At 71.5% G+C, this 25,842-nt stretch carries 22 protein-coding genes; 13 read left to right on the top strand and 9 right to left on the bottom strand.

All coding sequences use genetic code 11. The features are described 5' to 3' along the window. The first annotated feature begins 85 nt into the window (after positions 1 to 85). From ACZ3OF_RS20745 to ACZ3OF_RS20735, 3 genes are all read left to right on the top strand, one after another. Entirely contained in the window at positions 86 to 1,825 is a 1,740-nt protein-coding gene (locus tag ACZ3OF_RS20745; RefSeq protein WP_361671687.1) for an N-acyl-D-amino-acid deacylase family protein, read from the top strand. After that, the gene (locus ACZ3OF_RS20740; protein ID WP_467306074.1) at positions 1,822 to 3,273 is read left to right on the top strand and encodes an aldehyde dehydrogenase family protein; all 1,452 of its coding nucleotides are present in this window, start codon (positions 1,822 to 1,824) and stop codon (positions 3,271 to 3,273) included. Before ACZ3OF_RS20745 ends, ACZ3OF_RS20740 begins: the two co-directional genes overlap by 4 nt. 293 nt (positions 3,274 to 3,566) lie before the next feature. Continuing rightward, complete coding sequence (locus ACZ3OF_RS20735; protein WP_361671692.1) at positions 3,567 to 5,138, top strand: APC family permease; 1,572 nt, start codon at positions 3,567 to 3,569, stop codon at positions 5,136 to 5,138. Between the two features lie 89 nt (positions 5,139 to 5,227). On the opposite strand, the gene ACZ3OF_RS20730 is transcribed toward ACZ3OF_RS20735, so the two are convergent. Further along, positions 5,228 to 5,446: a hypothetical protein gene (locus ACZ3OF_RS20730; RefSeq protein WP_361671695.1), complete on the bottom strand. Its 219-nt coding sequence runs from the start codon at positions 5,444 to 5,446 to the stop codon at positions 5,228 to 5,230. 72 nt (positions 5,447 to 5,518) lie between these two features. Between ACZ3OF_RS20730 and ACZ3OF_RS20725 the strand changes: the two genes are divergently transcribed. Further along, positions 5,519 to 6,004, top strand: a complete 486-nt coding sequence (locus tag ACZ3OF_RS20725; protein WP_467306071.1) for a GNAT family N-acetyltransferase — start codon at positions 5,519 to 5,521, stop codon at positions 6,002 to 6,004. Here the strand turns inward: ACZ3OF_RS20725 and ACZ3OF_RS20720 are convergent. Together ACZ3OF_RS20720 and ACZ3OF_RS20715 are read right to left on the bottom strand one after the other, a co-directional pair. Then, a complete protein-coding gene (locus ACZ3OF_RS20720; protein ID WP_361671701.1) occupies positions 5,976 to 6,443 on the bottom strand; it encodes a carboxymuconolactone decarboxylase family protein in 468 nt (155 codons plus the stop codon). The two genes, ACZ3OF_RS20725 and ACZ3OF_RS20720, sit on opposite strands and share 29 nt — an antisense overlap. A gap of 117 nt (positions 6,444 to 6,560) precedes the next feature. Continuing rightward, positions 6,561 to 7,316, bottom strand: a complete 756-nt coding sequence (locus ACZ3OF_RS20715; protein WP_361671704.1) for a GNAT family N-acetyltransferase — start codon at positions 7,314 to 7,316, stop codon at positions 6,561 to 6,563. A gap of 99 nt (positions 7,317 to 7,415) precedes the next feature. On the opposite strand from ACZ3OF_RS20715, the gene ACZ3OF_RS20710 reads away from it, so the two are divergent. After that, positions 7,416 to 7,949: a GNAT family N-acetyltransferase gene (locus tag ACZ3OF_RS20710; protein WP_361671705.1), complete on the top strand. Its 534-nt coding sequence runs from the start codon at positions 7,416 to 7,418 to the stop codon at positions 7,947 to 7,949. Here ACZ3OF_RS20710 and ACZ3OF_RS20705 read toward each other — a convergent pair. After that, on the bottom strand, positions 7,930 to 9,450 hold the full coding sequence (locus ACZ3OF_RS20705; RefSeq protein WP_467306067.1) for a CehA/McbA family metallohydrolase: 1,521 nt from the start codon (positions 9,448 to 9,450) through the stop codon (positions 7,930 to 7,932). The two genes, ACZ3OF_RS20710 and ACZ3OF_RS20705, sit on opposite strands and share 20 nt — an antisense overlap. A 101-nt stretch (positions 9,451 to 9,551) precedes the next feature. Here ACZ3OF_RS20705 and ACZ3OF_RS20700 point away from each other — a divergent pair, with 101 nt between their 5' ends. The 3 genes from ACZ3OF_RS20700 (at position 9,552) to ACZ3OF_RS20690 (ending at position 14,342) form a co-directional block, all read left to right on the top strand. Further along, positions 9,552 to 10,385: an LLM class F420-dependent oxidoreductase gene (locus ACZ3OF_RS20700; protein ID WP_467306065.1), complete on the top strand. Its 834-nt coding sequence runs from the start codon at positions 9,552 to 9,554 to the stop codon at positions 10,383 to 10,385. An 88-nt stretch (positions 10,386 to 10,473) separates the two neighbouring features. Beyond that, positions 10,474 to 13,065 (top strand): bifunctional FO biosynthesis protein CofGH, encoded by a 2,592-nt coding sequence (locus ACZ3OF_RS20695; protein WP_361671712.1) that lies wholly within the window; start codon positions 10,474 to 10,476, stop codon positions 13,063 to 13,065. A gap of 158 nt (positions 13,066 to 13,223) precedes the next feature. Continuing rightward, a complete protein-coding gene (locus ACZ3OF_RS20690; RefSeq protein WP_361671714.1) occupies positions 13,224 to 14,342 on the top strand; it encodes an ADP-ribosylglycohydrolase family protein in 1,119 nt (372 codons plus the stop codon). Between the two features lie 16 nt (positions 14,343 to 14,358). Here the strand turns inward: ACZ3OF_RS20690 and ACZ3OF_RS20685 are convergent, their stop codons facing one another. Together ACZ3OF_RS20685 and ACZ3OF_RS20680 are read right to left on the bottom strand one after the other, a co-directional pair. Continuing rightward, positions 14,359 to 15,906 (bottom strand): sodium:solute symporter family protein, encoded by a 1,548-nt coding sequence (locus ACZ3OF_RS20685; protein WP_361671716.1) that lies wholly within the window; start codon positions 15,904 to 15,906, stop codon positions 14,359 to 14,361. 209 nt (positions 15,907 to 16,115) lie between these two features. Next, complete coding sequence (locus ACZ3OF_RS20680; RefSeq protein ID WP_361671718.1) at positions 16,116 to 16,898, bottom strand: SDR family oxidoreductase; 783 nt, start codon at positions 16,896 to 16,898, stop codon at positions 16,116 to 16,118. Between the two features lie 83 nt (positions 16,899 to 16,981). On the opposite strand from ACZ3OF_RS20680, the gene ACZ3OF_RS20675 reads away from it, so the two are divergent. Continuing rightward, positions 16,982 to 17,815 (top strand): hypothetical protein, encoded by an 834-nt coding sequence (locus ACZ3OF_RS20675; RefSeq protein WP_361671721.1) that lies wholly within the window; start codon positions 16,982 to 16,984, stop codon positions 17,813 to 17,815. 105 nt (positions 17,816 to 17,920) lie between these two features. Here ACZ3OF_RS20675 and ACZ3OF_RS20670 read toward each other — a convergent pair whose 3' ends face one another. From ACZ3OF_RS20670 to ACZ3OF_RS20660, 3 genes are all read right to left on the bottom strand, one after another. Next, positions 17,921 to 18,121 (bottom strand): DUF397 domain-containing protein, encoded by a 201-nt coding sequence (locus ACZ3OF_RS20670; RefSeq protein WP_137988782.1) that lies wholly within the window; start codon positions 18,119 to 18,121, stop codon positions 17,921 to 17,923. A gap of 244 nt (positions 18,122 to 18,365) precedes the next feature. Next, entirely contained in the window at positions 18,366 to 19,226 is an 861-nt protein-coding gene (locus tag ACZ3OF_RS20665) for a helix-turn-helix domain-containing protein (RefSeq protein WP_361438358.1), read from the bottom strand. 179 nt (positions 19,227 to 19,405) lie between these two features. Beyond that, positions 19,406 to 20,110 carry a GOLPH3/VPS74 family protein gene (locus ACZ3OF_RS20660; protein ID WP_352187145.1) on the bottom strand — a complete coding sequence of 235 codons (705 nt, stop codon included), beginning with the start codon at positions 20,108 to 20,110 and terminating at the stop codon, positions 19,406 to 19,408. A gap of 162 nt (positions 20,111 to 20,272) precedes the next feature. Here ACZ3OF_RS20660 and ACZ3OF_RS20655 point away from each other — a divergent pair, with 162 nt between their 5' ends. From ACZ3OF_RS20655 to ACZ3OF_RS20640, 4 genes are all read left to right on the top strand, one after another. After that, on the top strand, positions 20,273 to 22,666 hold the full coding sequence (locus ACZ3OF_RS20655; RefSeq protein WP_467306056.1) for a D-alanyl-D-alanine carboxypeptidase family protein: 2,394 nt from the start codon (positions 20,273 to 20,275) through the stop codon (positions 22,664 to 22,666). A gap of 252 nt (positions 22,667 to 22,918) precedes the next feature. Further along, positions 22,919 to 24,607: an MFS transporter gene (locus ACZ3OF_RS20650; protein ID WP_467306055.1), complete on the top strand. Its 1,689-nt coding sequence runs from the start codon at positions 22,919 to 22,921 to the stop codon at positions 24,605 to 24,607. 22 nt (positions 24,608 to 24,629) lie between these two features. Then, entirely contained in the window at positions 24,630 to 25,478 is an 849-nt protein-coding gene (locus ACZ3OF_RS20645) for an adhesin (RefSeq protein ID WP_361671729.1), read from the top strand. Between the two features lie 93 nt (positions 25,479 to 25,571). Further along, complete coding sequence (locus ACZ3OF_RS20640) at positions 25,572 to 25,826, top strand: hypothetical protein (RefSeq protein ID WP_361671731.1); 255 nt, start codon at positions 25,572 to 25,574, stop codon at positions 25,824 to 25,826. Positions 25,827 to 25,842: the final 16 nt, after the last annotated feature.

Genomic DNA, 25,842 nt, shown 5'->3' with positions numbered 1-25,842 from the left:
TACCGGCCCCGGCCGGGGACGTCGTAGCCGCGGCCGGCTACCGCGTCCCCGGCCGGGGCGTGTCCACGCGCAGAAAGGGACCGTCATGCTCGACCACCTGATCAAGGGCGCCACCGTCGTGGACGGCACCGGCGCCCCCGCCTTCGTCGCCGACGTCGGCATACGCGACGGGCGGATCGCCCTGATCGCCGCGCCCGGTACGACGACCGAGAGCGCACGCACCACCGAGGACGCCACCGGTCTCGTCCTCGCCCCCGGCTTCGTCGACCCCCACACCCACTACGACGCCCAGCTCTTCTGGGACCCCTTCGCCACCCCCTCCATGAACCACGGCGTCACGACCGTCGCGGGCGGCAACTGCGGTTTCACGCTCGCGCCCCTCCACCCGGACCGGCCCGAGGACGCCGACTACACGCGCCGCATGATGTCCAAGGTCGAGGGCATGGCCCTCAAGGCCCTGGAGGAGGGCGTCGACTGGAGCTGGTCCTCCTTCGGCGAGTACCTCGACGCCCTCGAAGGACGGATCGCCGTCAACGCGGGCTTCATGGTCGGGCACTGCGCCCTGCGCCGGTACGTGATGGGCGCCGAGGCCGTCGGCGGGCAGCCCACGCCCGAGCAGCTCGACCGGATGACCGCGCTGCTCCACGAGGCGATGGAGGCCGGCGCCTGGGGCCTGTCCACCACCCAGTCGTCCACCCACTCCGACGGCGACGGCGCCCCCGTCGCCTCCCGGCACGCCACCCCCGCCGAACTGATCGCGCTCTCCGCGGCGGTCGGCGAGCACGAGGGCACCCAGCTCGAAGCGATCCTCGCCGGCTGCCTCGACCAGTTCTCCGACGAGGAGATCGACCTCTTCGTCGACATGACGGCCGCCGCCGGACGCCCCCTGAACTGGAACGTCCTCACCATCGACGCCACCGTCCCCGAACGCGTCCCCCGCCAGCTCGTCGCCTCCGAACGCGCCCGCAAGTCCGGCGGCCGGATCGTCGCGCTCACCATGCCGATCCTCACCCCCATGAACATGTCGCTCGGCACGTTCTGCGCCCTCAACCTCATCCCGGGCTGGGGCGAGATCCTGGCGCTTCCCGTGCCCGGGCGGATCGCGAAGCTGCGCGACCCGGACGTCCGCGCCGAGATGCTGCGCCGCGCCGACTCCAAGGAGGCCGGCGTCTTCCGCCGCCTCGCGCACTTCGGCCGGTACGTCATCGGCGACACCTACAGCCGCGAGAACGAGGGCCTCACCGGGCGGGTCGTGAACGACATCGCCGCCGAACGCGGACAGGACCCCTTCCAGTGCCTCGTCGAGATCTGCGCCAACGACGAGCTGAGGACCGTGCTGTGGCCCATGCCCACCGACAACGACCCGGCCTCCTGGGCGCTGCGCCGCGAGACCTGGGAGCACGAGGACGTGCTGCTCGGCGGCTCCGACGCCGGTGCGCACCTGGACCGCATGTGCGGCGCCCCGTACACCACCCGCTTCCTCGGCGACTGTCTGCGCGGCCGCAAGCTGGTCCCGCTGGAGCAGGCGGTGAAGATGCTCAGCGACGACCCCGCCCGGCTCTTCGGGCTGCGTGAGCGCGGGCGGATCACCGAGGGGTTCCACGCCGACCTGGTCCTCTTCGACCCCGAGCGGATCGACGCGGGCCCGGCGACCCTGGTGCACGACCTGCCCGGGGACAGCCCCCGGCTCGACTCGCGGGCGGTCGGCGTCGTCTCCGTCCGCGTCAACGGCGTGGAGACCATCCGCGACGACGAGGTGACCGGTGCGATCCCCGGCAGGGTGCTGCGCTCGGGCCGCGACACGAGGACGGTGTCCACCAGGTGACGCAGCGACTCTTCATCGGCGGCGAGTGGGTCGAGCCCGACGGCGGGCACTACGAGGTGGTCAACCCGGCCACCGAGGAGGTCGTCGGCCTTGCGCCCGAGGCCTCCCGCGACCAGGTGTACGAGGCGGCGGACGCCGCCCGGGAGGCCTTCGCGACCTGGTCCCGTACGAAACCGGAGGAACGGGCCGCGATCCTCGACCGGGCCGCCGACCTCATGGCCCGCGACGCCGACGCGCACACCGTCCTCGCGCAGGCCGAGACCGGCGCCACCACCGGCACCGCGCGCGGCATGCAGGTCGCCGTCGGCTCCTCCCGGTTCCGGCGGTACGCGCGCGGCGCCCTGGAACCGGTCGAGCAGGCGCTGCCCCCGCAGATCAACGAGGCCGGACCCATGGGGAAGGCCGGGGTCTTCGGCGCCGTCGCGGTGCGCCGCCCGGTCGGGGTGGTCACCTGCATCACCTCGTACAACAACCCCTGGGCCAATCCGGCCGGCAAGGTCGCCCCGGCGCTCGCCATGGGCAACACGGTCGTGGTGAAGCCCGCCCCGCAGGACCCGCTCTCCGTGTACGCGATGGCCCGGGCGCTGGAGGAGGCGGGCGTCCCCGCCGGTGTCGTCAACGTCGTCACGGGCACGAGCACCGCCGTCGGCGAGGCGGCCGTCGACTCCCCGGCCGTCGACATGGTCTCCTTCACCGGCTCCACGGCCGTCGGGCAGCGCATCGGCGAGGTCTGCGGCCGGGCGCTGAAGCGGCAGCTGATGGAGCTGGGCGGGAAGGGCGCGGCGCTGGTCCTCGACGACGCCGACCTCGACTCCGCCGTGATGGGGATCGGCACCACCTTCTCCTTCTACAGCGGACAGATCTGTACGGCCCCGACCCGGGTGCTCGCCCAGCGCGGGATCTACGAGCAGCTGATCGAGAAGCTCACCGGCTATCTGGCCTTCATGAAGGTCGGCGATCCGACGGTGCAGGGCACGGTGGTCGGCCCGGTGATCTCGGCGGCGCACCGTGACCGGGTGGAGGCATACGTCGAGCTGGGGCGGAAGGAGGGCGCGCGGGTGGTCGCGGGCGGTGAGCGCCCGGCCATGGAGCGCGGCTTCTACGTGGCGCCGACGCTGCTCGCGGACTGCACCAACGACATGCGGGTCGTCCGGGAGGAGATCTTCGGCCCGGTCGTCGTGGTCGTCCCCTTCGACGACGAGGAGGAGGGCATCGCGCTGGCGAACGACAGCGACTACGGGCTGCTCGACTACGTGTGGTCGGGTGACGTGGCCCGCGCATTCCGTATCGCGGCCCGGCTGAGGGCGGGCGGCGTCGGGGTGAACACCATCGGACGGAACATGGAGGCGCCGTTCGGCGGGTTCAAGAAGAGCGGCGTGGGGCGGGACGTGGGGTCCTACGCACTCCATGCGTACAGCGAGACGCAGGCGGTGGTCTGGCCCGGCTGACATCCGCCCCGGCGCCGGCCGCCCCCGGTCCCGGCGCCGGCCGACCCCCCTCCCCGCGCGGCCCGGAAAATTCTTCGGGAAAATTTGGAAACGGACATTTAGGGCAGTGCTGCGGTTCCCGCATATCGGACGGCTTCTGAGACGCCTGCCAATCGGTCGGTGTCGGCGCGTGGTCGATCTTTCAATCAATGCCGAGAGGGTCTTGTCGCCCTCTCAATGCAAGGTGAAGATCGCCCCATGTCCTGGAGTCGTCTCCTCCGGATGTGGAAACCGCAGCACTTAACGTCCTGTTCATGACTCAGGTGGATGCACGGCCCCAGGCCGGAGACACGGTAAGGGGCGTCACCGCCTCGGGTGAGAGCCAGGGCGTACGCACCAAGGGCCTCGGCGGAAACTCCGTAGGGCTGATGGGCAGTGCCGTCATCGGCATCTCGACCGTCGCCCCCGTCTACTGTCTGACCTCCACGCTCGGCTCCACGGCCGGCGAGGTCGGGCTCCAGATGCCCGCGATCTTCCTCGCGGGGTTCCTCCCGATGCTCCTCGTCGCCTTCGCGTACCGGGAGCTCAACCGGGTGATGCCGGACTGCGGCACCTCCTTCACGTGGACGGTCAAGGCCTTCGGCCCCCGGATCGGCTGGATGTGCGGCTGGGGCCTCGTCATCGCGACGATCATCGTCCTGTCCAACCTGGCCGGCGTCGCGACCTCGTACTTCTGGCTCCTCGCCGGGGAGATCACCGGCAGCGAATCCATCGCCGCCCTGGACGACAACAAGGCCGTCCACATCCTCACCTGCCTCGCGCTGATCGCCCTGGCGACCGCGATCAGCTACCGCGGGATGACCGCCACCAAGGGCGTGCAGTACGCCCTCGTCGCACTCCAGCTCGTCGTCCTCGCGCTCTTCGTCGCGATGGCCTTCCAGAAGGCCGGCAGCGGCTCCTTCGACACCGGGCTCTCCTTCTCCTGGGAGTGGATGAACCCGTTCGCCGTCCAGTCCTTCGCCGCCTTCACGGCCGGTCTGTCCCTCTCGATCTTCATGTACTGGGGCTGGGACGCCTGCATGGCGACCAACGAGGAGACCACGGGCAGCGCCAAGACCCCCGGCCGCGCCGCGCTCATCGCGATGGTCGTCCTGGTCGGCTCCTACCTCGCCACCGGCGTCGCCGCGCAGATGGCGGTCGGCTCCGGCGACAGCGGCCTCGGCCTGGCCAACCCGGAGACCTCCGACAACGTCTTCGCGGCCCTCGCCGGACCGGTCATGGGCCCGGCCCTCGGCATCCTGCTCTTCATCGCCGTCCTCGCCTCGGCGGCGGCCAGCCTCCAGACGACGTTCATCCCGGTGGCCCGCACAGTGCTGGCGATGTCGACGTACGAGGCGCTCCCCGCGTCCTTCGCCAAGGTCCACCCGCGCTTCAAGGTGCCGGGCAAGGCCACGATCATCGCGGGCGTCGCCACCGGCGTCTTCTACACGGTGATGACCCTGGTCAGCGAGAACGTCCTGGTCGACACGATCTACGCGCTCGGCCTGATGATCTGCTTCTACTACTCGCTGACCGCGTTCGCCTGCGCCTGGTACTTCCGCAAGGAGCTCTTCCGCTCCGGCCGGGACTTCGTCTACAAGGGCCTGTGCCCGGTCCTCGGCGGCGTCCTGCTCACCGCGGTCTTCGGCAAGACGCTCTACGACATGTGGGACCCCGCCTACGGCAGCGGCTCCTCGGTCCTCGGCGTCGGCTCGGTCTTCGTGATCGGTGTCGGGCTGCTGCTGGTCGGCCTGGTGATCATGCTGGTCATGCAGCGCCGGAGCCCCGCGTTCTTCCGCGGCGAGGTGCTGACGAAGGAGACGCCGTCGCTGGTGGTCGCGGACTGACGCCGCGGACGTGAACACCTGAGCCATGACGGAACGAGGTGGCGGGACCGGAAGACGGTCCCGCCACCTCGTTCGTACGTCCGTCGCGGTCAGCGGCCGGGGAGCAGCCCCTCCACGGTCGCGTTGGCGGCGGGCATCCCGGCCGCCGAGGCCGGCTTCTCCTGGGGGTCCAGGAGGCCGCTCAGCGGGACGACGGACGGGAGGTTGGCGTTGCCGAGGTCCATGGTGTCGGCGGCGGCGGACCCGGCGGCGCCGATGCTCCCGGCGAGGGCGAGACCGGTCAGGGCCAGGTTGCGGATCATCTTCATGCCGGGACCAACGAGCGGCCCCCCGACCAGGTCGCGCCCGCCGGGACACGGAGCTCTCCCTAGGATGCGTCCGTGCATACGGAACAGACATGGTCGCTGCGCCCCGGGCGGGCGGAGGACGTGGAGCCGATCGCCGACCTGCGGGCGGTCGTGATGCGCGACGACCTGGTGCGGCTCGGCCGCTACGACGAGCACCGGGTACGGCAGCGGCTGCGCGACGGCTTCTCCCCGGAACACACCTCGGTCGTCGAGACCGAGGGGGCCCTCGTGGGCTGTGTGACCTTCCGCCCGTACGACGACGGGCCGGGGCTGTACATCGAGCACTTCTACCTGGCTCCCGAGGCCCAGGGCAGGGGCCTCGGGACGGCGGTCCTGCGGGAGCTGCTGGCCCGGGCGGACGAGCAGTCCCTTCCCGTACGTCTCGTCGTGGTGCGCGGCAGTGCGGCCCGGCGCCTCTACGAACGCGAGGGATTCACGGTCGAGTCGTGCGAGGACCCGATCGACGTACTGATGGTGCGCGAGCCGCCGGTCAGAGAGCCACGCCCGCCGGCTGCCTGATCGTCACGTTGATCCGGTTGAACAGGTTGGTGAGGGCGACCATCATCACGATCGCCGAGAGCTGCTTCTCGTCGAAGTGGTCGGCGGCCGCGTCCCACACCGCGTCCGGCACGGCGTCCGAGGTGTCGGCCAGCCGCGTCGCGTGCTCGGCGAGCGCCAGCGCGGCCCGCTCCTCGTCGGTGAAGTACGGCGCCTCGCGCCAGGCCGCGACGGCGAAGAGCTTCTCGTCGCTCATCCCGGCCTTCCGGGCGCTCTTGACGCCGAAGTCGACGCAGAAGCCGCACCCGTTGATCTGGCTGGCACGCAGGTGCACGAGCTCCAGCGTCGACTCCGGGACTCCGCCCTGACGGGTGGCCTTCACCAGCTCCTGAATGGCGGCTCCGGCGCCGGGGAGGACGTAGGCGGGGTTGGTCATCCGGGGGGTGATCTCGTGCAGCATGGTGGTCGCTCCTTCAGCGGTCCGTGTTCCTGTGGGCCGTTCCTGCCGGCTTCACTGCACTGACGGAGCCCGCGACGCGGATGTGACACGTCCGGAGAAGTTTTTTCCGGAGGATTCTCAGGAGGCCGCTTCCGCGATCAGGGCGGTGGCGACCGTACGGAAACCGAGGCGGCCGTAGAGGCGGGCCACGGACTCGTCCGTGGCCGTCAGGAAGACCGTCTCCACACCGCGGGCGCGGGCGTCCGCGATCAGGGCCGCCGTGACCGCGAGACCCAGGCCCCGGCGGCGGGCGGCCGGCAGGGTGCCGACGCCGACGACCTCCGAGACGGGGCCGACGGGCTGGTGCTGCCCGGCGGACAGCGCGCCGCCGTCCGTGTCGACCGCGGCGGCGAGGTGGGTCAGGCCCGCCGCGATGCGCGCGGCGAGCTGGGCGGCGGCGGCCGGAGACGGCGCGACGCCGAAGGCCGCGTACGGGACGGCGGCCGCACTCGGCAGGACCGGGTCCTCGGCGCCGACCGTCCGCACGGTGACGCCCTCGGGAACGGCGGGCGCCGTGCCCTCCCCCTCCAGGACCATCAGCGGATGCTCACGCACCACCAGACCGCTCTTCTCGACGGCCGCGCGCAGCCCCGGCGTCGTCTCCGCGACCCACTCGAAGGCCTCCGGCGCGCCCAACTCCCGCTGCCGCGCCCGCACCCGGTCCACCTCGCCGGCCGACACGTCCCCGGAGTGCCCGAGCGTCGGCCGGGCGTAGTACGGCCACCCCTCCCCCTCCCGTACGAACAGGGTGAGCGGCCCGAACTCCTCGGCCCGCGCGGCGGATCGGGGAACGGCGTCGTAGTAGGTCTCGAGTCGGCTCAGCATGCCGGACATCCAAGCATCCGGGCCAAGGAAGCACAGGTGGATTTCCCCGCATGCGCCCTTGGCCGGGCGGTGACGCGGGTGGCGGGCACGGTGCGGGACGATGGGGGCATGACCGAGATCCTCACGCCCCGCCTCCTGCTCCGCCGCTGGACCGACGACGACCTCGTCCCCATGGCCGAGATCAACGCCGACCCCGAGGTGATGCGCTGGATCGGAGACGGATCCACCCGTGACCTGGAGCAGACCGCCGAGGACATCGAGCGGTGGGAGGAGGAGTGGGACGAGGAGGGCTTCGGGCTCTTCGCCGTCGAGCTCCTCGGCTCCGGTGAGCTGATCGGCTTCGCCGGGCTCTCCGTGCCCCACTTCCTGCCCGAGCTGGCGCACGAGGTGGAGATCGGCTGGCGGCTCGGCCGGCCCTTCTGGGGGCAGGGATACGCCTCGGAGGCCGCCCACGCGGCCCTGGAGTTCGCGCTCCAGGACCGCGGCCTCGACCGGGTGGTCGCCATCACCCACATCTCCAACTCGGCCTCCGAGAAGGTCATCCACAAGCTCGGGATGACCCCGGAGCGCGAGGCCGAGCACCCGGAGTTCGGCGTCCCGCTGCGCGTGTACGCGATCGACCTCAGCGAGTACCGGGGCTGATCCCGCGCGCCTCCAGGAACACCGGGTTCGTGAAGGCCGCGAGCGCGCCCGGCAGCGGCGGCAGCGTCGCCGGGTGCCGCACCTCGGCCCGTACGTAGGAGGCGTACGCGGCCGTCGTCACCCACTCCACCGGCTGCCCGGTCGCCGGCGCCGTGTACAGGACGCCCTGGTCCGTGACGAAGCGGACCGTGCCGCCCGCCGGGGCGCCGCTCACCGTCAGCCGGGCGGTGACGGGCTGGTCCGCCGGCACCCGCAGACGCCCGCCGATGCCCGTGGTGCGCCCCCGGCCGTCCGTGACCGAGAAGTCCAGGGAGACGGACGAGGACTCGGCGACGTACGAGCGGCCCGCGCGCAGGCCCTCCAGGATCGCCTCCCGGCTCAGCTCGTCCGCCAGGACCACGGTCTGCGGGGTGCCGACACGGTCCGGGTCACGGTGGGCGTCGGAGTTGCCCATCGCCGGGGTCCAGCGGCCCTTCGCGAGCGCCGCGTCCCAGCCGGCCAGCGACACCTCGTCGTCCGGGGTGTAGGGGCCGTTCCACACCTCGACCGCGTCCGCGTCGCCGAGGCCGAACTTCCAGGTGCAGCCGATGCAGGTGGCGTGCGGGTGCGCCGGCACGACCAGGCCGCCCGCCCTGCGGATCTCTCGCGCGAAACGCCCGAAACGGTTCTCCCGCGCCCGGTAGCGCCAGTCCACGAACGTGCCCGGGTCCGTGCCCACGGCCAGGACGTGGCCGTTGCGGGTGGTGACCTCCTCGCCGAGGAGGATCAGCAGGTCGTCCCCGGCTGCCTCGGCCCACGCCCCGTGCCCGGCATGGGTGTTGTGCTCGGTGGCGGTGAGGAAGTCGAGCCCGGCGGCGCGCGCGAGCGCGGCGACCTCGGCGGGCGTACGGCGCCCGTCCGAGTGCACGGTGTGCAGATGGCTGTCGCCGCGGTACCAGGCCCTTCCCCGGCCCTCGGCCCGCTCGGGCGGGTACACGGGCCTGGGCGTGGGCGGGGAGGCACCGAAGCGCAGGGTGATCGTCACCGAGTACGTGAGCCCCCGCGGCGCCACCGTGTACGGGGCGAGCACGACGAACCAGGTCCCGGCCTTCAGCGGACCGGCGACATAGCCGGGCGTCGCCTCGTCGGCGCGGAGGAAGAACTCCGTGCGCGCCCCGCCCGACCACCCCCGGAAGCCCTTGCCGCCGAGCTCGGTCCCGCGCTGGTCGAAGATGCCGATGTCCAGGGCGTTGCCCTGGGTCCCGGCGGGGACGGCCGGCCGCTCGTACGCGTACGAGACATGGATCTCGCGCACCCCGCGGGGGATCTCGACCGGGAGGTACACGTAGTCGGGGGAGCCGGGCGGCAGCGTGCCGCCGACCGTCTCCGTCCGGTCGCCGCCGGGGGATCCCCCGGGGGAGCCGTCGGGGGTGTCGGCGGCGTGCGCGAAGCTCACGCTTCCCAAGGTAAGGGCGGAGGCGACGCTCGTCGTCAGGAGCGTTCGTCGGGTCGTTTCGCTCATGTCCGGCACCCTCGTAGTAGGGCGTGAACTCCCGGACAACGCAAGAGGCCCGACGCGCCGCACCTCTCGGAAATCCACGCCGCAGCCCCTACCGTGCCGCTATGCGGATCTCGACCACGATCTTCCTGACCGACGAGACCATCACCCCCGTCCGCCTCGCGCGCGAGCTCGAACAGCGGGGCTTCGCAGGGCTCTACCTGCCCGAACACACCCACATCCCGATCGACCGGGCCACCCCCTACCCCGCGGCGGGCACCGAGCTGCCGCGGGAGTACGGCCGCACCCTCGACCCGTTCGTCGCCCTCGGCCAGGCCTCCGCCGTCACCGAACGGCTGGAACTCGGCACCGGCATCACGCTGATCACCGAGCACGACCCGATCGACCTGGCCAAGCAGATCGCCACCCTGGACCATCTCTCCGGCGGGCGCTTCACGCTCGGCATCGGCTTCGGCTGGAACAAGGAGGAGGCCGCGGACCACGGCGTGGAGTGGTCGACACGGCGTGAACTCGGCCGGGAGCGGATGGCGCTGATGCGCGCGCTGTGGGCCGACGAACCGACGGCGTACGAGGGTGAGTTCGGGGTGTCGGTGCGGGCTTCCTACGCCTACCCCAAGCCGGCCGGCGGCGCCCCGCGCACCCTGCTCGGCGGCGCCGCGGGCCCCAAGCTCTTCGCGCAGATCGCCGAGTACGCGGACGGCTGGATGCCGATCGGCGGCCGTGGCCTGACCCGGTCGATGCCGGTGCTCCGCGAGGCCTGGGAGCAGGCGGGACGCGACCCTAAGACCCTCCAGGTCGTCCCGTACGCGGTCCTCCCGAACCCGGGCAAGCTCGCGCACTACGAGGAGCTGGGCTGCGAGGAGGTGGTGCTCCAGCTGCCGCCGGGGGACGAGACGGAGGTCCTGGGGGTGCTGGACGAGTTCGCCCCGTACGTGTGAGGGCTCACGCCACGGCCGGAGGCCTTTCCCGCACGACGGCGTCCGACGGGGCCTCCTGCCTGCCCGAGGGCACTCGTATGCTCGGTCCATGACGGATCAGCAGCCCGGGCAGGCAGGACGGCCCACCGAGAACGCCATGCGCCGTGCCCTCAAGCGGGCCAGGGACGGAGTGGCGCTCGATGTGGGCGAGGCCGCCGTGCTGCTCCAGGCGCGGGGAACGGATCTGGACGATCTGGTCGCCTCCGCGGGGCGGGTGCGGGACGCGGGCCTGGAGGCCGCCGGGCGCCCGGGGGTCATCACGTACTCGAAGAGCGTCTTCATACCGCTCACCCGGCTCTGCCGTGACAAGTGCCACTACTGCACGTTCGTGACCGTGCCGGGGAAGCTGCGCCGCGCGGGGCACGGGATGTTCATGTCCCCCGACGAGGTCCTCGACATCGCCCGCCGCGGCGCGGAGCTGGGGTGCAAGGAAGCCCTGATCACGCTCGGCGACAAGCCCGAGGACCGCTGGCCCGAGGCGCGCGAGTGGCTCGACGCGCACGGCTACGACGACACCCTCGCGTACGTACGGGCCATGGCGATCCGCATCCTGGAGGAGACCGGTCTCCTCCCGCACCTCAACCCGGGCGTGCTGTCCTGGACGGACTTCCAGCGGCTCAAGCCCGTCGCGCCGTCCATGGGCATGATGCTGGAGACGACGGCGACCCGGCTCTGGTCCGAGCCCGGCGGCCCGCACTTCGGCTCCCCCGACAAGGAGCCGGCCGTCCGGCTGCGGGTGCTGGAGGACGCAGGCCGGTCGTCCGTGCCGTTCACCAGCGGGCTGCTCATCGGGATCGGCGAGACGTACGAGGAGCGGGCCGAGTCCCTCTTCGCGCTGCGCCGGGTCTCCCGGGCGTACCACTCCATCCAGGAACTGATCATCCAGAACTTCCGCGCCAAGCCGGACACGGCGATGCGCGGCATGCCGGACGCCGAACTGGACGACCTGATCGCCACGATCGCCGTCGCCCGGCACATCATGGGCCCCTCGGCCTGCCTCCAGGCCCCGCCGAACCTCGTCGACGAGGAGTACGGACGGCTCATCGGCGCCGGCATCGACGACTGGGGCGGGGTCTCCCCGCTCACCATCGACCATGTGAACCCGGAGCGGCCCTGGCCGCAGATCGACACCCTCGCGGAGAAGTCCCGCGCCGCCGGCTTCGAGCTGCGCGAACGCCTCTGCGTCTACCCGGAGTTCGTGGGTCGCGGCGAGCCCTGGCTCGACCCCCGTCTGCTGCCGCACGTGCGAGCGCTCGCCGACCCTGAGACCGGGCTCGCGAACCCGGACGCCCAGGTGCGCGGGCTGCCCTGGCAGGAGCCGGACGAGGCGTTCACGGCGGCGGGCCGCACGGATCTGCACCGGACGATCGACACCACCGGCCGCACCCACGACCGCCGCGAGGACTTCGACGAGGTCTACGGCGACTGGGAGGCGCTGCGCGAGGCGGCGATTCCCGGCATGGTCCCCCAGCGCATCGACACGGACGTCCGGGCCGCGCTCGCCACCGCCGCCGACGACCCGACGAAGCTCACGGACGACGAGGCCCTCGCCCTGCTGCACGCCGACGGTCCCGCGCTCGACGCGCTGACCCGGATCGCCGACGACGTGCGCAGGTCGGTGGTCGGCGACGACGTCACGTACATCGTCACCCGGAACATCAACTTCACCAACGTCTGCTACACCGGCTGCCGGTTCTGCGCCTTCGCGCAGCGGCGCACGGACGCCGACGCCTACACCCTCTCGCTCGACCAGGTCGCCGACCGGGCGCAGCAGGCGTGGGAGGTCGGCGCGGTGGAGGTGTGCATGCAGGGCGGCATCCACCCGGACCTGCCCGGCACGGCGTACTTCGACATCGCGCGGGCGGTGAAGGAGCGCGTGCCCGGGATGCACGTCCACGCCTTCTCGCCGATGGAGGTCGTCAACGGCGCCACGCGGACCGGGCTCTCGATCCGGGAGTGGCTGACGGCGGCGAAGGAGGCCGGGCTCGACTCGATCCCGGGCACGGCCGCCGAGATCCTCGACGACGAGGTCCGCTGGATCCTCACCAAGGGCAAGCTGCCGACGGCCACCTGGATCGAGGTGGTGAAGACGGCCCACGAGCTGGGCATCCGCTCGTCCTCGACGATGATGTACGGACATGTGGACCAGCCCCGGCACTGGCTGGGCCACTTCCGCACGCTGGCCGGGATCCAGCAGGAGACCGGCGGTTTCACGGAGTTCGTGACGCTGCCGTTCATCCACACCAACGCGCCCGTCTACCTCGCGGGCATCTCGCGGCCGGGCCCGACGGTCCGGGACAACCGCGCGGTCACGGCGATGGCGCGGCTGCTGCTCCACCCGTACATCCCGAACATCCAGACCAGCTGGGTGAAGCTCGGCGCGGACGGCGCCGCCGAGATGCTCCGCTCGGGCGCCAACGACCTGGGCGGCACCCTGATGGAGGAGACCATCTCCCGTATGGCGGGATCCAGTTACGGCTCGTACCGCTCGATCCGGGATCTGGTCGCCATCGCGGAGGCGGCCGGGCGGCCGTCCCGCCCGCGCACGACGCTGTACGGCGAGGTCGCCGAGGAGCGGCAGCGCGCGGCGACGGCGTCGGACGGCCATCTTCCGGAGCTGCTGCCGGTGCTGGGGGACTAGCGGGGGTCCTTAGAGGTGCCGGAACTTCCGGTGGACGGCGGTCGAAGACGGACAGAAAGGCGTCCGATCGCAAAAGGTTCCGTCCCGCGAACGAGCGAACTCGGTCGATTACAGTGCTGCGAGATCTGAGCGCCGAGGTTTCCGGGGGAGGGCACGTCGTGACCACAACCGCTGCGGCCGTGTGGGGCCGCGCCGAACAGCAGGACTTCCGCGCCCGGGTCCGCGGCTGCCTCCTCGGCGGTGCCGTGGGCGACGCCTTCGGCGCGGGCGTCGGGGCGCTCTCCCTGGAGGGGATCAGGACCGCCCACGGGCCGGAGGGCCTCATGGAGCCGGTCCCGGCGTACGGCAGACGCGGCGCGGTCACCGCCGCCACCCAGATGACCCTGTTCACCGTCGACGGGCTGATACGGGCCCAGGTCCGCCGCGACACCGGCGCCTGGCACCCGCCCACCGACGTCCACCGCGCCCATCTGCGCTGGGCGGCCACCCAGCGCGACTGGGGCCCCGACGAGCGCCGCAGGGACAACGGCTGGCTCGCCCGCGAGGAGTGGCTCTACGCCCGCCGCGACCCGGCCCGCGCCTGCCTCACCGGCTTCGGCGACGAGGTCCTCGGCACCCTCGACCGGCCCAAGAACCCGGAGGCGACCGACTCCGGGGCGCTCGTCCGCTCGGCGCCCTTCGGCCTCCTCGTCGGCTGGGAGCCGCAGCTGGTCTGCCAGCTCGCCGTCGAGTGCGCGGCACAGACCCACGGCGACCCGGCCGCCCACCTCGCGGCCGGCGCGCTCGCCGTCGTCGTGCACGGCCTGGCGCGCGGCGAGAGCGTGGACGGCTCGGTCCAGCGGGCGCTGGCGCAGCTCACCCCGCGCGCCGGCCACGAGCCCGTCACCGACGCGCTCCAGCGGGCGCTGGGAGCCGTACGCCAGGGGATGCCGAACGCCGTACGGGTCACGGATCTCGGCGCGGACGAGGACCGGGCCGAGGGCCAGCTCGCCGCGGCCGTGTACTGCGCCCTCGTCGGCGAGGACATCCGCCACGGGCTGCGCCTCGCGGTGAACCACGACGGCCCGTCGGCCGTGACCGGAGCCGTCACGGGCGCGCTGCTCGGCGCCCTGCACGGCGAGACGGCCCTCCCGCCGGCCTGGCTGGCCGAGCTGGAGGGCCGTTCGACGATCCTTGAACTCGCGGACGACTTCGCGATGGAGATGACCCAGGGCGCCGCCCTGCACAGCCCCGCGGAGTCGCACCCCGGCTGGCTCGCCCGCTACCCCAGGGGCTGACCGGGCGCCCCGCCCGTCACGCCAGGGGCTGACCGGCCGGCTCACCCGAGGCCTGCGGCGGGACGGCGGCGCCGCCGTCCGCGTCGGGGTCCTGGTTGATCTTGGCCAGGATCGCGTCGCGCTCCGGGGTGTCCTCGGGCTTGATGAAGCCGATGAGGATGTACAGGATCAGCGAGGTCGCGAGCGGCGACACGATCTGGATCTGGAGCTCGATGCCGTCCAGGCCGTAGTTGGTCAGCCAGAAGACGAACAGACCCGCGGCCCAGGAGACCAGCGCCGCCGTGGGGCCGGACTTCCGGAAGGTCTTCAGCAGACCGAGCATGAACGGGATCGCGATCGGGCCCATCAGACCGGCCACCCACTTGATGACGACCGTGATGATGTCCTTGAAGGTGGGCGAGTTGACCTGGGTGGCGACCGCCATCGACAGGGCGAGGAACGCGATCGTCGACCAGCGCGCCGCGATCAGTCCGGCCTGCTGCGTCCAGCTCCGCGCCGCCTTGCTCATCACGGGGGCGATGTCGCGGGTGAAGACGGCCGCGATGGCGTTGGCGTCGGAGGAGCACATGGCCATCGTGTGGGAGAAGAAGCCGACGATGACCAGACCGAGCAGCCCGTGCGGCAGCAGCTGTTCGGTCATCAGGGCGTAACTGTCGGAGGCGTCGGGCTTCTTCGGGTCGACGAGCAGCGGCGCGACCCACATGGGGAAGAAGAGGACCAGCGGCCAGACGAACCACAGGACCGCCGACAGCCGGCCGGAGCGGGTGGCCTCGCGGGCATTGGGGGTGGCCATGTAGCGCTGGGCCTGGTTCCACATGCCGCCGCTGTACTCGAAGGTCTTGATGAAGAGGTAGGCGAGCAGGAAGGTCAGTGTGTACGGGCCGGCCGTCGGCGCGGTGTGGCCCTGGAGCTCGGGACGGTCCCAGACGTCCCACAGCGCGCTGATCCCGCCCAGTTCGGCGAGGACGGCGACGAGCATCGCGATACCGGCGAAGAACTGGATGATGAACTGGCCGAGTTCGGTGAGGGCGTCGGCCCACAGCCCGCCGACCGTGCAGTAGATGCCGGTGATCACACCGGTGATGAGGATGCCCTGGTTGAGGGAGATCCCGGTGAAGACGGAGAGCAGGGTGGCGATCGCGGCCCACTTGGCGCCCACGTCGACGATCTTCAGCAGGACGCCGGACCAGGCGAGCGCCTGCTGGGTGGGGAGGTTGTACCGGTTCTTCAGGTACTCCAGCGGGGAGGCCACATGGAGCCGTGAGCGCAGCCGGTTGAGGCGCGGCGCGAAGAGATGGGCGCCGATCGCGATCCCGATCGCGATCGGGAAGGACCAGGTGACGTACGAGGTGACGCCGTACGTGAACGCGATGCCCGCGTACCCGGTGAACATCACCGCGCTGTAGCCCGACATGTGGTGCGAGATGCCGGAGAGCCACCAGGGCATCTTGCCGCCGGCGGTGAAGAAGTCGGAGACGTTGTCCACGCGCTTGTGGGACCAGACTCCGATCGCGACCATGACGCCGAAATAGCCGATGAGCACGGCCCAGTCGAGACTGTTCATTGAGCCCCCTCCAGGGGTCCGGTCCGTCTTGTGAACGCCGTTCATGGTGTGGGGAGTCGCAGGGCCAGGACAACGCGGCGACAGGTCAAGAGAACGTAAAATCGTTCTTCTTGCTGACCTGCATTCACATTCCTGAACGCAGATAGGGTCAAAAAGGGCCGCACGGTACGCCGTCGCGTACCGTGCGGCCCGATCTCCGCCCGCGGGGGCTACCGCATCAGCTCACCCGCGTTGACGAGGAGCGACTGCCCGGTGATCGCCCGGGCCCGGTCGGAGGCGAGGAACGCCGCCGCCTCCGCCACGTCCCCGTCGGTCGCCAGCTCGGGCAGCGCCATCCGCTCCGTGAGCCGGCCGAGCACCTCGGCCTCCGGCACCTCCTCGGTGTGCGCCGTGAACTGTACGTACGCCTGGACCGGCGGGCCCCACATCCAGCCCGGCAGCACGGTGTTGACCCGGATCCGGTGCGGGCCGAGCTCGCGCGCCATCGAGTACATCGCCGAGGTCAGCGCCCCCTTCGAGGCCGCGTACGCCGCCTGCCGCACCTGGGAGGGTGCCGCCACCGCCGACTGCGTCCCGATGAGGACCACGGAGCCACCCCGTGCCTTCAGGGCCGGCAGGCAGGCGCGGGTCATCCGCAGGGTGCCGAGCAGATTGACATCCAGGACGCCCTGCCAGGTGGCGAAGTCGGCGTCCTCGATCCCGCCGAAGTAGCTGTCCCAGGCGGCCACATGGACGACGGCGTCGACGGCGCCGAACCGCTCGACCGCGAGCGCGGCGAGCGCCTCGCACTGTGCCTCGTCGGTGATGTCGGTGGCGCGATGCGCGGTGTGGCGGCCTTCCGGATCGATCTCGGCCGCCGACTTGGCGAGGTTGGCCTCGGTACGCGCGCCGAGGACCGCGTTGCCGCCGTCCCGTACGACCGTCTCGGCGATCCGGTGCCCGAGCCCCGCGCCGACTCCCGACACGACCACGGTCTTTCCCTGGAGCAGCATCCGGGTGCCTCCCGACTCTGGCCATTCATCTGACGGCCCGTCAGAGTAGGGGGCTCCACCGGACTTGGGAAGGGGTTCTCGAAGTGAGCGAGGAGACGCGGAGCGAGGCGTACGCGGAACTGGCGGCGGTCGGCCCGTACGGGGTCCGCCCCGGCCACGCGCTGATCACGATGGTCGAACCGCACCCGGGCCACGAGTGGGCGTACAACCGCTGGTACGAGGACGACCACTACTACGCGGGCGCCATGGCGATGCCCTGGATGTACGCGGGCCGCCGCTGGGTCGCCACCCGCGAACTCCAGGAACTGCGCCGCCCGGAGAAGTCCGCCGTCGCCCAGCCCGTCACCGCCGGCTGCTACCTCTCCACGTACTGGGTCACCGACGGCCGCTACGACGAGCACATGAAGTGGACCGTCTCCATCAACAAGCGGCTCAACCGCGACGCCCGCGTCTACCGCGACCGTACGCACGTCTTCACGGCCTTCCAGGACCACGAGGCGACCGTGTACCGGGACGGCGCGGCCGGTCCGCGCGACTTCCACGCCCTCGACCACCCGTACCAGGGGCTGATCCTCCAGGTGGTCGACGCGGAGGGGCCGGAGGCGCGCGCCGAGCTGCTCGAACGGCTGGTCGCGCGCGAACTGCCCGGGCGGCTCGCCGGCTCCCCGGCCGCGATGGTCACCGTCTTCCGCCCGACGCCGCTGCCGGGGGACAGGATGACCTACGTGAAGCAGGTCGAGGGCGTCGACACCCGGCTGACCCTGCTCTGGTTCCTGGAGCGCGACCCGCGCGCCTGCTGGGCGGAGCACTTCGCCGACCTGGAGACGGTGGGCGGGGACGCGGGCCGGGTGGAGCTGGTGGCACCGTTCATCCCGACCGTGCCGGGCACCGACCGGTACGTGGACGAACTGCGCTGAGGGCAAAGCCGAGCCCCCTCGGCCAGGACGGCGGACCGGTCGAGAGGGCTCTTTCCGTACTGCGTGCGCGGCGCTGCTCGGTGCTGCTCGGGCGCATGACCGGGCTCAGAGAGCCCCGTTGCTCACTTCGCCGACGAAGGCGTTCCACGACGCCGAGCCGAAAGCGATGGACGGACCCTCGGGGGCCTTGGAGTCCCGGACCGCGATCGCCGCGACGACGGGCGACTTGACTTCGACGCAAGCCCCGTTGCCGCCGGAATAGGAGGACTTCGTCCAGGTGTCCGTAGCGCCCTGAATAATGGCCATGTTCTTCACTCCGGTTCTGCCAGTAGTGTGTCGCGCCAACCTTCATGCTGGCGTGATCGACGCTACTCGCCGGTCCCGTCGCGTGGGGCCGTCGTTCACCCGACCGGATGGCATATTCCAACTGGGCTTCCGCTGGAGCGAGTCCGGGGTGTACCGTACGGGCCTCTTCAGTCGGGGGCCGGGCCGAATGGCCGCTTTCACCCCCGAATCAGAGAATTCGGATGGATCAGTCGTTTCAGGCGATTCAGCCGGCCGCGTAGGACTTGGCGATGTCCGAAATGAACTCCCGGGTCTGCTCGACATTCAGCGCCTGGGCCCGGAGATGTTCGTACATCACGCTGTACTTGGCGACGTCCTGCGCCTTCTCCAGATACAGGTCGCTCGTGACGCCCTCGATGTAGACGACGCTCGAATCGGACGTGTCCGGGAATTCCAGGATCGCGTAATGGCCGCTGATGCCCGGATGCGCCCCCATCTCGAACGGCAGCACCTGGACCGTGACGTGCGGCAGGTGCGACTGCTCGACGAGGTGCTCCAACTGCTGGATCATCAGCTGTCTGTTGCCGACCACCCGGCGCAGCGCGCCCTCGTCGATGACGGCCCACAGCCGCAGCGGACGCTCCTCGTCCTTGATCCGGTCCTGACGCCGGGTGCGGACGGTGACCCGTTTGTCGATGTCCGTCGGGCTCGACTCCGGCAGCGCGCCGGTGATCACGGCCTCCGCGTAGCCGTGCGTCTGGAGCAGGCCGGGGATGATCTGCGGCTCGTACACCCGCAGGCTCTCCGCGTCCGTCTCCAGGCCGATGTAGACGCTGTACGGGATGTCGCCGAAGGCGTGCCACCAGCCCTGCTGGCGCGAGTCCTTGGCCATCTGCATCAGCGACTCGACGACACGCTCGTCCTCGACCTCGTAGACCCCGCACAGGTCGCGGACATCGCGCTGACTGATGGAACGGCGGCCGTTCTCGAGGCGGCTGATCTTCGACTGGGAGACGAGGAGACGCTCGGCGACCTGCTCGGCCGTCATGTTCTTCGCTTCCCGGAGCCGGCGCAGCTCCTGGCCCAATCGGCGTCGCCTGACGGTGGGGTTGACGTTGGACGCCACGGAAACTGCACCTCCGGCTGTCGGCTGCGTAGCTGTACGTATCTACTGCTTGGCAGACTGCCACCAAAGGTGCGGTGTGCGCTGGGAAATGACGACAACGTGTGCGGGGCGGCCCTGAGGCCCACCCCGCACACGTCGTCCGTGCGGCTCCCGGATCGGGTTCTGTGGTGCGTACGTGCTCAGTGCGCGGCGACGCGGGCCATGCTGCCGCGGCGCGGCTGCTGTGGAACGCCACCCGGCGCACTGCGGCGCGGCTGGGCGGCCACACCGTTCTGGACGTCCATCACGGCATGCGCCACGAGTCCGCCCATGGGGTCGTGCCGGATCAGGTCGCGCAGCCGGGACCGCGACGACCGTCCTTCGTTCCCCGGGTACAGGTGCTTGCCGAGACCGACCGCGTGGGCCAGTGCGGCGAGCGCCGCGGTCCGCGGGTCCGGCGGTACACCGGTGCGGATCGCACTGTCCAGCCGGGCCCTGATGTCCCGGCTGATCGCCGTGTCCGTCGCTTGGTAGCGAGTCGTCGGCAGTACTCCGCACATCTGGCCCTCCACGGCATGCACCATGCCGCAGCGCTCCAGATGAGCGAGGTAGATCTGGCGCAGCCCCAGTCGGGGCCCGCCAATCCAGTGGACGGCCCGTACCGGGCTGCCGCGTCGGCGCAGCAGTTCCAGTGCGGAGTCCAGAGTCGGATCTCCGGTCGGCCGTGGCATCACCACGGCGATACGATCCCCGTCAGGGGCTATCCGTCCTGCCAGAGCCAGCTCCACTAGCTGTGCTCCGGCCAGGCCGAGGTCGAGCGACTGCGGCTGCGCTGTGGTACCCGTGGCCGGGTCCAGAGCGAGCAGCAGAAGCTCCTCCGGAATTGTTCTGCGGCTCCTGCCCATCCATGCCTCCCCGCGTGGATGAGTCACAGGGTGACCCCTCTCACATTCATCTGTCGAGAGCGCCTGGGTGCTTCGTACGGGAACCAGTAGGTATGTCGTTCTCGTCTAGCACGGGGGCCAAGGGGTTCACACAGGACACTGATACATGGTTCGGACGTACTCATGACGCATGGAGGAGGCACGGTGGCGGGCGAGTCCCCCGACAAGGCGGAGCAGCAGGAGTCCTCGAAGGAGACGACTGCCGGCGGTGGCGGCCGGGATCCGCGGCTGTCGGTTCTCCGTGAGCCCGCGTCACCGGTCCGGGTCGACCAGCCGACGGCCGTCTTCAGGACCCTGGCCCCGCGGACGTCGGAGGACGACGCTCCGGCGGAGTCGGCGGACGCTGTGGAGCCGGTGGGCGTCGAGGAGTCGGTGGACGCCGAGGGTTCGGTGGACGTCGAGGAGTCTGCGGACGTCGAGGGTTCGGCGGATTCCGCCGACTCCGCGGACTCGGACGGGGAGGGCGACCGTCTGAGGGCCGCCGTGGCGGCCTGGGTCGCCACCGGGGACGAGGACGAGGGCGGGGAGCCCGAGGATTCGGGTGCCGAGGCGGCGGCCACGTCCGCCACCCCCGCCGCGGACGCTCCGGAGGCCGACGGCGCCGACGAGACGGCCGACGAGACGGCCGACGAGGGCGACGACGCGGGCGAGGCCGCCGAGGCGCCGCAGGAGGCCGTCAGCGGCTCGACGGAGCCCGAGCCGTCCGGCGACGACGACGAGACCGACGGCGTGGACGACGACCGAGACGCGGCCGAGGTGTCCGACGAGGCATCTGCCTCGGACGGCGACGGCAGCTCCGGGCCCGCCCCCGCCGGTGAGTCCTGGTTCGCGCGCAAGCCCGGCACGGAGAAGGCCGAAGCCGACGCCGAGAGCGAGGCCGAGGCCGAGGCCGAGACCGAGACCGAGACCGACGAGCCGGCGGCCGACGCCGAACCCGTCGATCAGCCCACCACCATGTTCAAGGCCGTCCGGCCACCGGTCGTGGACCAGCCGACGACCGCGCTGAAGCTCCCGCTCCCGCCGAAGCCCGCCCCGGAGCGTCCGAGCACCTTCGTACCCCTGCGGCCCGAGACGCCGGCGCCCGCGCCCAAGGCGCCCAAGGCGCCCGCGGCGCCCAGGGCGACCCCGGCGGCCTCCGAGGCCCCGGCCGCCCCGAAGGCCTCCGCCCCCGCCCCCGTACCCCCGCCGTCGCTGGCCGAGGCCGAGCGGACCAGGCAGCAGCCCATGCCGCCGCTCCCTCCGCTCGACCTGCTCGCCGAGCTGACGAACACCCCGCCCCCGCCGCCGACCCCCCTGCGCACCACCATGCGGCGCGTGCGGATCTGGACGCCGCTCGTCATCCTGCTGCTGATCGTCTTTGCAGTCGTACAGTTCGTCAGACCACTGCCCAACGCCACCCTCACGCTCTCCGCCGCCCCCACCTTCACCTTCGAGGGCGGCGAGTTGCAGATGCCGTGGCCCACCGAGGGCCAGGGCGCCGCCGAGGTCGAGGGTGTCGGCTCGCTCGGCACGTACGGGGCCCAGAAGCCCGCCCCGCTCGCCAGCGTCGCCAAGACGATGACGGCGTACGTGATCCTCCGCGACCACACGATCAAGGGGAGCGACAAGGGCCCCGAGATCGAGATCGACAAGAAGGCGGCCGACGAGGCCGGCGCGCAGTTCGAGTCGACGGCGGCGGTCAAGGAAGGCCAGAAGTACACCGAGAAGGAGCTGCTCCAGCTCCTCATGATCCCGTCCGCGAACAACGTGGCCCGACTGCTCGCCCGCTGGGACGCCGGCTCGGAGGCCGCGTTCGTCGAGAAGATGAACGCCGCCGCCAAGGACCTCGGGATGACGCAGTCGACGTACACCGACCCGTCGGGCCTGGAGTCGACCACCGTCTCCACCCCGCAGGACCAGCTGAAGCTGGCGAAGGCGGTCATGCAGTACGACGTGTTCCGGGAGATCGTGAACATGCCGAACCTCACCGTCGACGGCATCCCCGGCCAGATCGAGAACAACAACAACATCGTGCTGGAGCCCGGTGTCAGCGGGATCAAGACCGGCTCCTCGACGCCCGCAGGCGGCAACCTGCTCTGGTCCGCGAACACCGTGATCGACGGCAAGCAGCGCCGGATCCTCGGCATCGTCATGGGAGCGAAGGACGCCAAACTGCTGCACGAGAAGCTCCAGCTGTCGATCGACTACAGCCTCAAGCTGATCCAGCAGGCGCAGAAGGACGTCACCTCCGCCGCCGTGGTCCGCAAGGGCCAGGTCGTCGGCTACATCGACGACGGCCTCGGCGGCCGCACCCCCGTCGTCGCCGACAAGGAGCTCAAGGCCGTCGGCTGGCCGGGTCTGAAGGTCGACCTGGAGCTGACCGACGGCGGCAAGGCCGTCCCGCACACCGGCAAGGCGGGCGACGTCGTCGGCCAGGTGTCCATCGGCACCGGCACCGGCAAGGTCAGCGCGCCCGTCTCCCTCCAGAAGGACCTGGTGGAGCCCGGCTTCGACAAGAAGCTGACCCGTCTGGGCTGACGTGTCAGGGCGCCCCGGCCTCTCCGGGGCGCCCTGCTGTTAGCGTTCCGGAGACCAGGACATGGGCGAAAGGCAGTTCGGGAGCAGTACGGGAGAGGGCCGCGAGTGACCACCGCCGAGCCGACACGCGCCGACCAGAGCGCGCCCGCGCGCCCCTCCGTGTCCGCGCGAATAGATCTCCCGACGCCCCGGCAGCCCGCGGAGCCGACTCCCGCGCCGCGCCCGCGCCGGCGGCGCCGCCGTTACCCCGTCATGATCGCGACGGCCCTCGCCGCGCTCACGCACGTGCTGTGGTTCTTCCTGTTCGCGAACAGTGGCGGCGACCTCGCCGCGCAGGACGCGTGGGCGGAGTTCGTGGGCCGTCACCCGGACTCCGCGTACAACCTCGCCTGGTACGGCGGGATGCACCCGGTCTCGTACAGCGTCGTCTCGCCGTACGTGATGTCGGTGCTCGGCGTGCGGTCCACGATGATGATCGCGGGCACGGTCTCCGCCGGACTCACCGCGCTGATCCTCGTGCGGGTACGGGCGGTGCGCAATCCGCTGGCGTGCTCGCTGGCCGGCGTCTTCGCGTTCCTGTGCAACGCGCTGTCGGGGCGCGTGACGTTCGGGCTCGGCATGATGTTCGCGCTGGGCGCCGTCGCGGCCGTCTTCTGCTGGCCGCACCGCTGGCGCCGCAGGCGCTGGGCGAAGGCGGCGGTCGCCGCCCCGCTCGCCGGTCTCGCGACCGCCTGCAGCCCCGTCGCCGGGCTCTTCCTCGGCGTCGCCGCGGCGGCGCTCTTCCTGAACCGGCGGCGCCCGGGCGCGTACGCACTCGGTCTCGCCCCGGTGCTCGTCGTCGCGCTCTCCTCCTGGCTGTTCCCCTTCTCCGGAACGCAGCCGATGTCCTGGGCGTCGACCGCGCTGCCGTTCCTCTTCGGGGTGCTGTGCCTCGTCCTCGTACCGCGCGACTGGCGCACGGTCCGTACCGGCGCGGCCGTCTACTCCGCGGGCACGCTGCTGACCTGGCTGATCGACTCGCAGATCGGCTCGAACGTCTCGCGGCTCGTGATGCTCTTCGCGGGTGTGGTGCTGCTCGCCGCGCTGCCGTACGCGGTCCCGCGGTCCCGTAAGTGGTACGCGATCCTGCTGGCGTTCGCCGGGCTGAACACCTGGATCGGCTTCAAGGGCGTCGACGACGTCATCCGTACCGCCCCGGACGCGTCGTGGACGCGCGAGGTCGCGCCGCTGATCAACCAGCTCCAGGTGCGCGGCGCGGAGAAGGCGCGGGTCGAGGTCGTACCGGCCTCCAGCCACCGCGAGTCCTCCGCCCTCAGCCCGTACATCAACCTGGCGCGGGGCTGGAACCGGCAGGCGGACATGGAGCGGAACCCGCTCTTCTACGACGACACCCTGAACGCCACGAACTACCAGGACTGGCTGGACCGCTGGGCGGTCCACTACGTCGTCCTGCCGACCGGGGCGCCGGACTCGGGCGCGGAGCTGGAGGCGGAGCTCGTCGCGGACGGGCTGCCGTATCTGAAGCAGGTCTGGTCGGACGAGAACTGGCGGCTGTTCGAGGTGGAGAACCCCACCCCGCTGGCGAATCCGCCGGCCGAGGTGCGGCGGGCGGGCGCGAACGAGGTCGTGATCGAGGTCGACAGCCCGGGGCGGGTGCTGATCCGGGTGCCGTACTCGCCGTGGCTCGCGCTGGTCGACGAGAACGGCGGCAAGATCGCGCCGCCGGAGGAGACGGAGGCGTCGAAGGCGGCCCGCGAGGAGTCGCCGACGGAGCTGGAGAAGGTCTTCCTCAACGAGTCCGGCTGCCTGCTGAAGGCGGAGGCGGACGGCGAGGGTGACGAGTGGACGGAGCTGCTGGCGCCGAAGGCGGGCGTGTACCGGCTGTCGGCGCCGTACAAGTTCTTCCCGCGAGGAACCGCATGCCCGGAGGAACTCCGCTGATTCGGCCGTAGGGTGTGCGGCTATGGCATGCGATCAGTGCGGTGGAGCGGGCAGGGGCCCGCTGCCGGGAATGGCGTGCCGGCGCTGCGGCGGCGTCGACCGGACGGGGACACGGCGGGGCGGGGTGTGGGCGCTCGTGGCCGTCGTGGCGGTGGGCTGCCTGGTGCTGGTGGTGTCCCTGAGCGGGACGGAGGAGCAGCCGCCTCCGGCGGCGGCATCGGATCCGCCGGTACGGACGCTGCCGACGCGGAACGGCCCGACGGCGTTCCCGGGCGGCGAGCCGGCACCGTCGAGCGCGCCGCCCGCCGACACGTCCCCGACGACGTCCGCCCACCCGTCCACGCCCCCTCCCTCTCCCCACCCTTCGGGAGTTCCGTACGAGGTGTGGGCGGGCCCGGGCTGCACGGGCGGGGCGTACAGGGAGACGGGCCGGTACAGCGACGGCTTCGAGGGCTGGTACACCGTGCGAGTCGGCGGCTTCCGGGGCGGGGGCTGCGACGGCCGCTTCTCGGCCATGCCGATGTCGGGCAGCTCGACGAAGGACGGTGACAACCGGGCGACCTGGAGCTGGCACGTCGGCCCGGGGTACGAGACGTGCGCTCTGGCGGTCCACGTCCCGAGCCCGCCGCGCCCCCAGGACGCGGCCGGCGAGCCCTCCGTCTACCAAGTCCTGGCGAACGGCACTCCGTTCGCCACGTTCACCGTCTACCAGCCCGCGAACGTCGGCGCGCTCCTGCCCGTCGGTACCTACCCCCTCGGTACCCCCACCTTCACGGTCCGCCTCCTCGACCGGGGCCAGGACTGGGGCTCCGCGTCGCGGGAGGGGGCGCACCATGCGGCGGGCCAGATGCGCCTGACGTGCGAGGCGTAAGGACGCAGGAATGTTGACTCGGTTCACAGCGCATGATCTCATTGCGTCAGCTCACGCAATCGCTGCTGGGGTCGACTGTCTGGGGGATCAACCGTGGGTCTGCTGCTCTCCCTTGCGATCGGCCCGCTCCTCCGATGGGGCCTGACGCTGGCCCAGTTCGGCGGGGCGACCCTCGCCGCCCTGGGCACGGCCTGGCTGACCCGCCACACCTGGGCGGCCCGCGGCGGCGCCGGTCGACTCGTGCTGCCGCCGGGCGCGTTCGTGCTCGTCGGAGTGGGGGCGATGATGCTCACGGTGGCATCGCTGACGCTCTCGGCGGGAGAGCACATGGGCCTTCTCGACCAATGACAGCACGAACCGTAGG

The organism is Streptomyces sp. NPDC022552, assembly GCF_055561875.1.
Note: the sequence above shows the minus strand (reverse complement) of the source record. Positions and strands in the feature narration are given on the sequence as shown.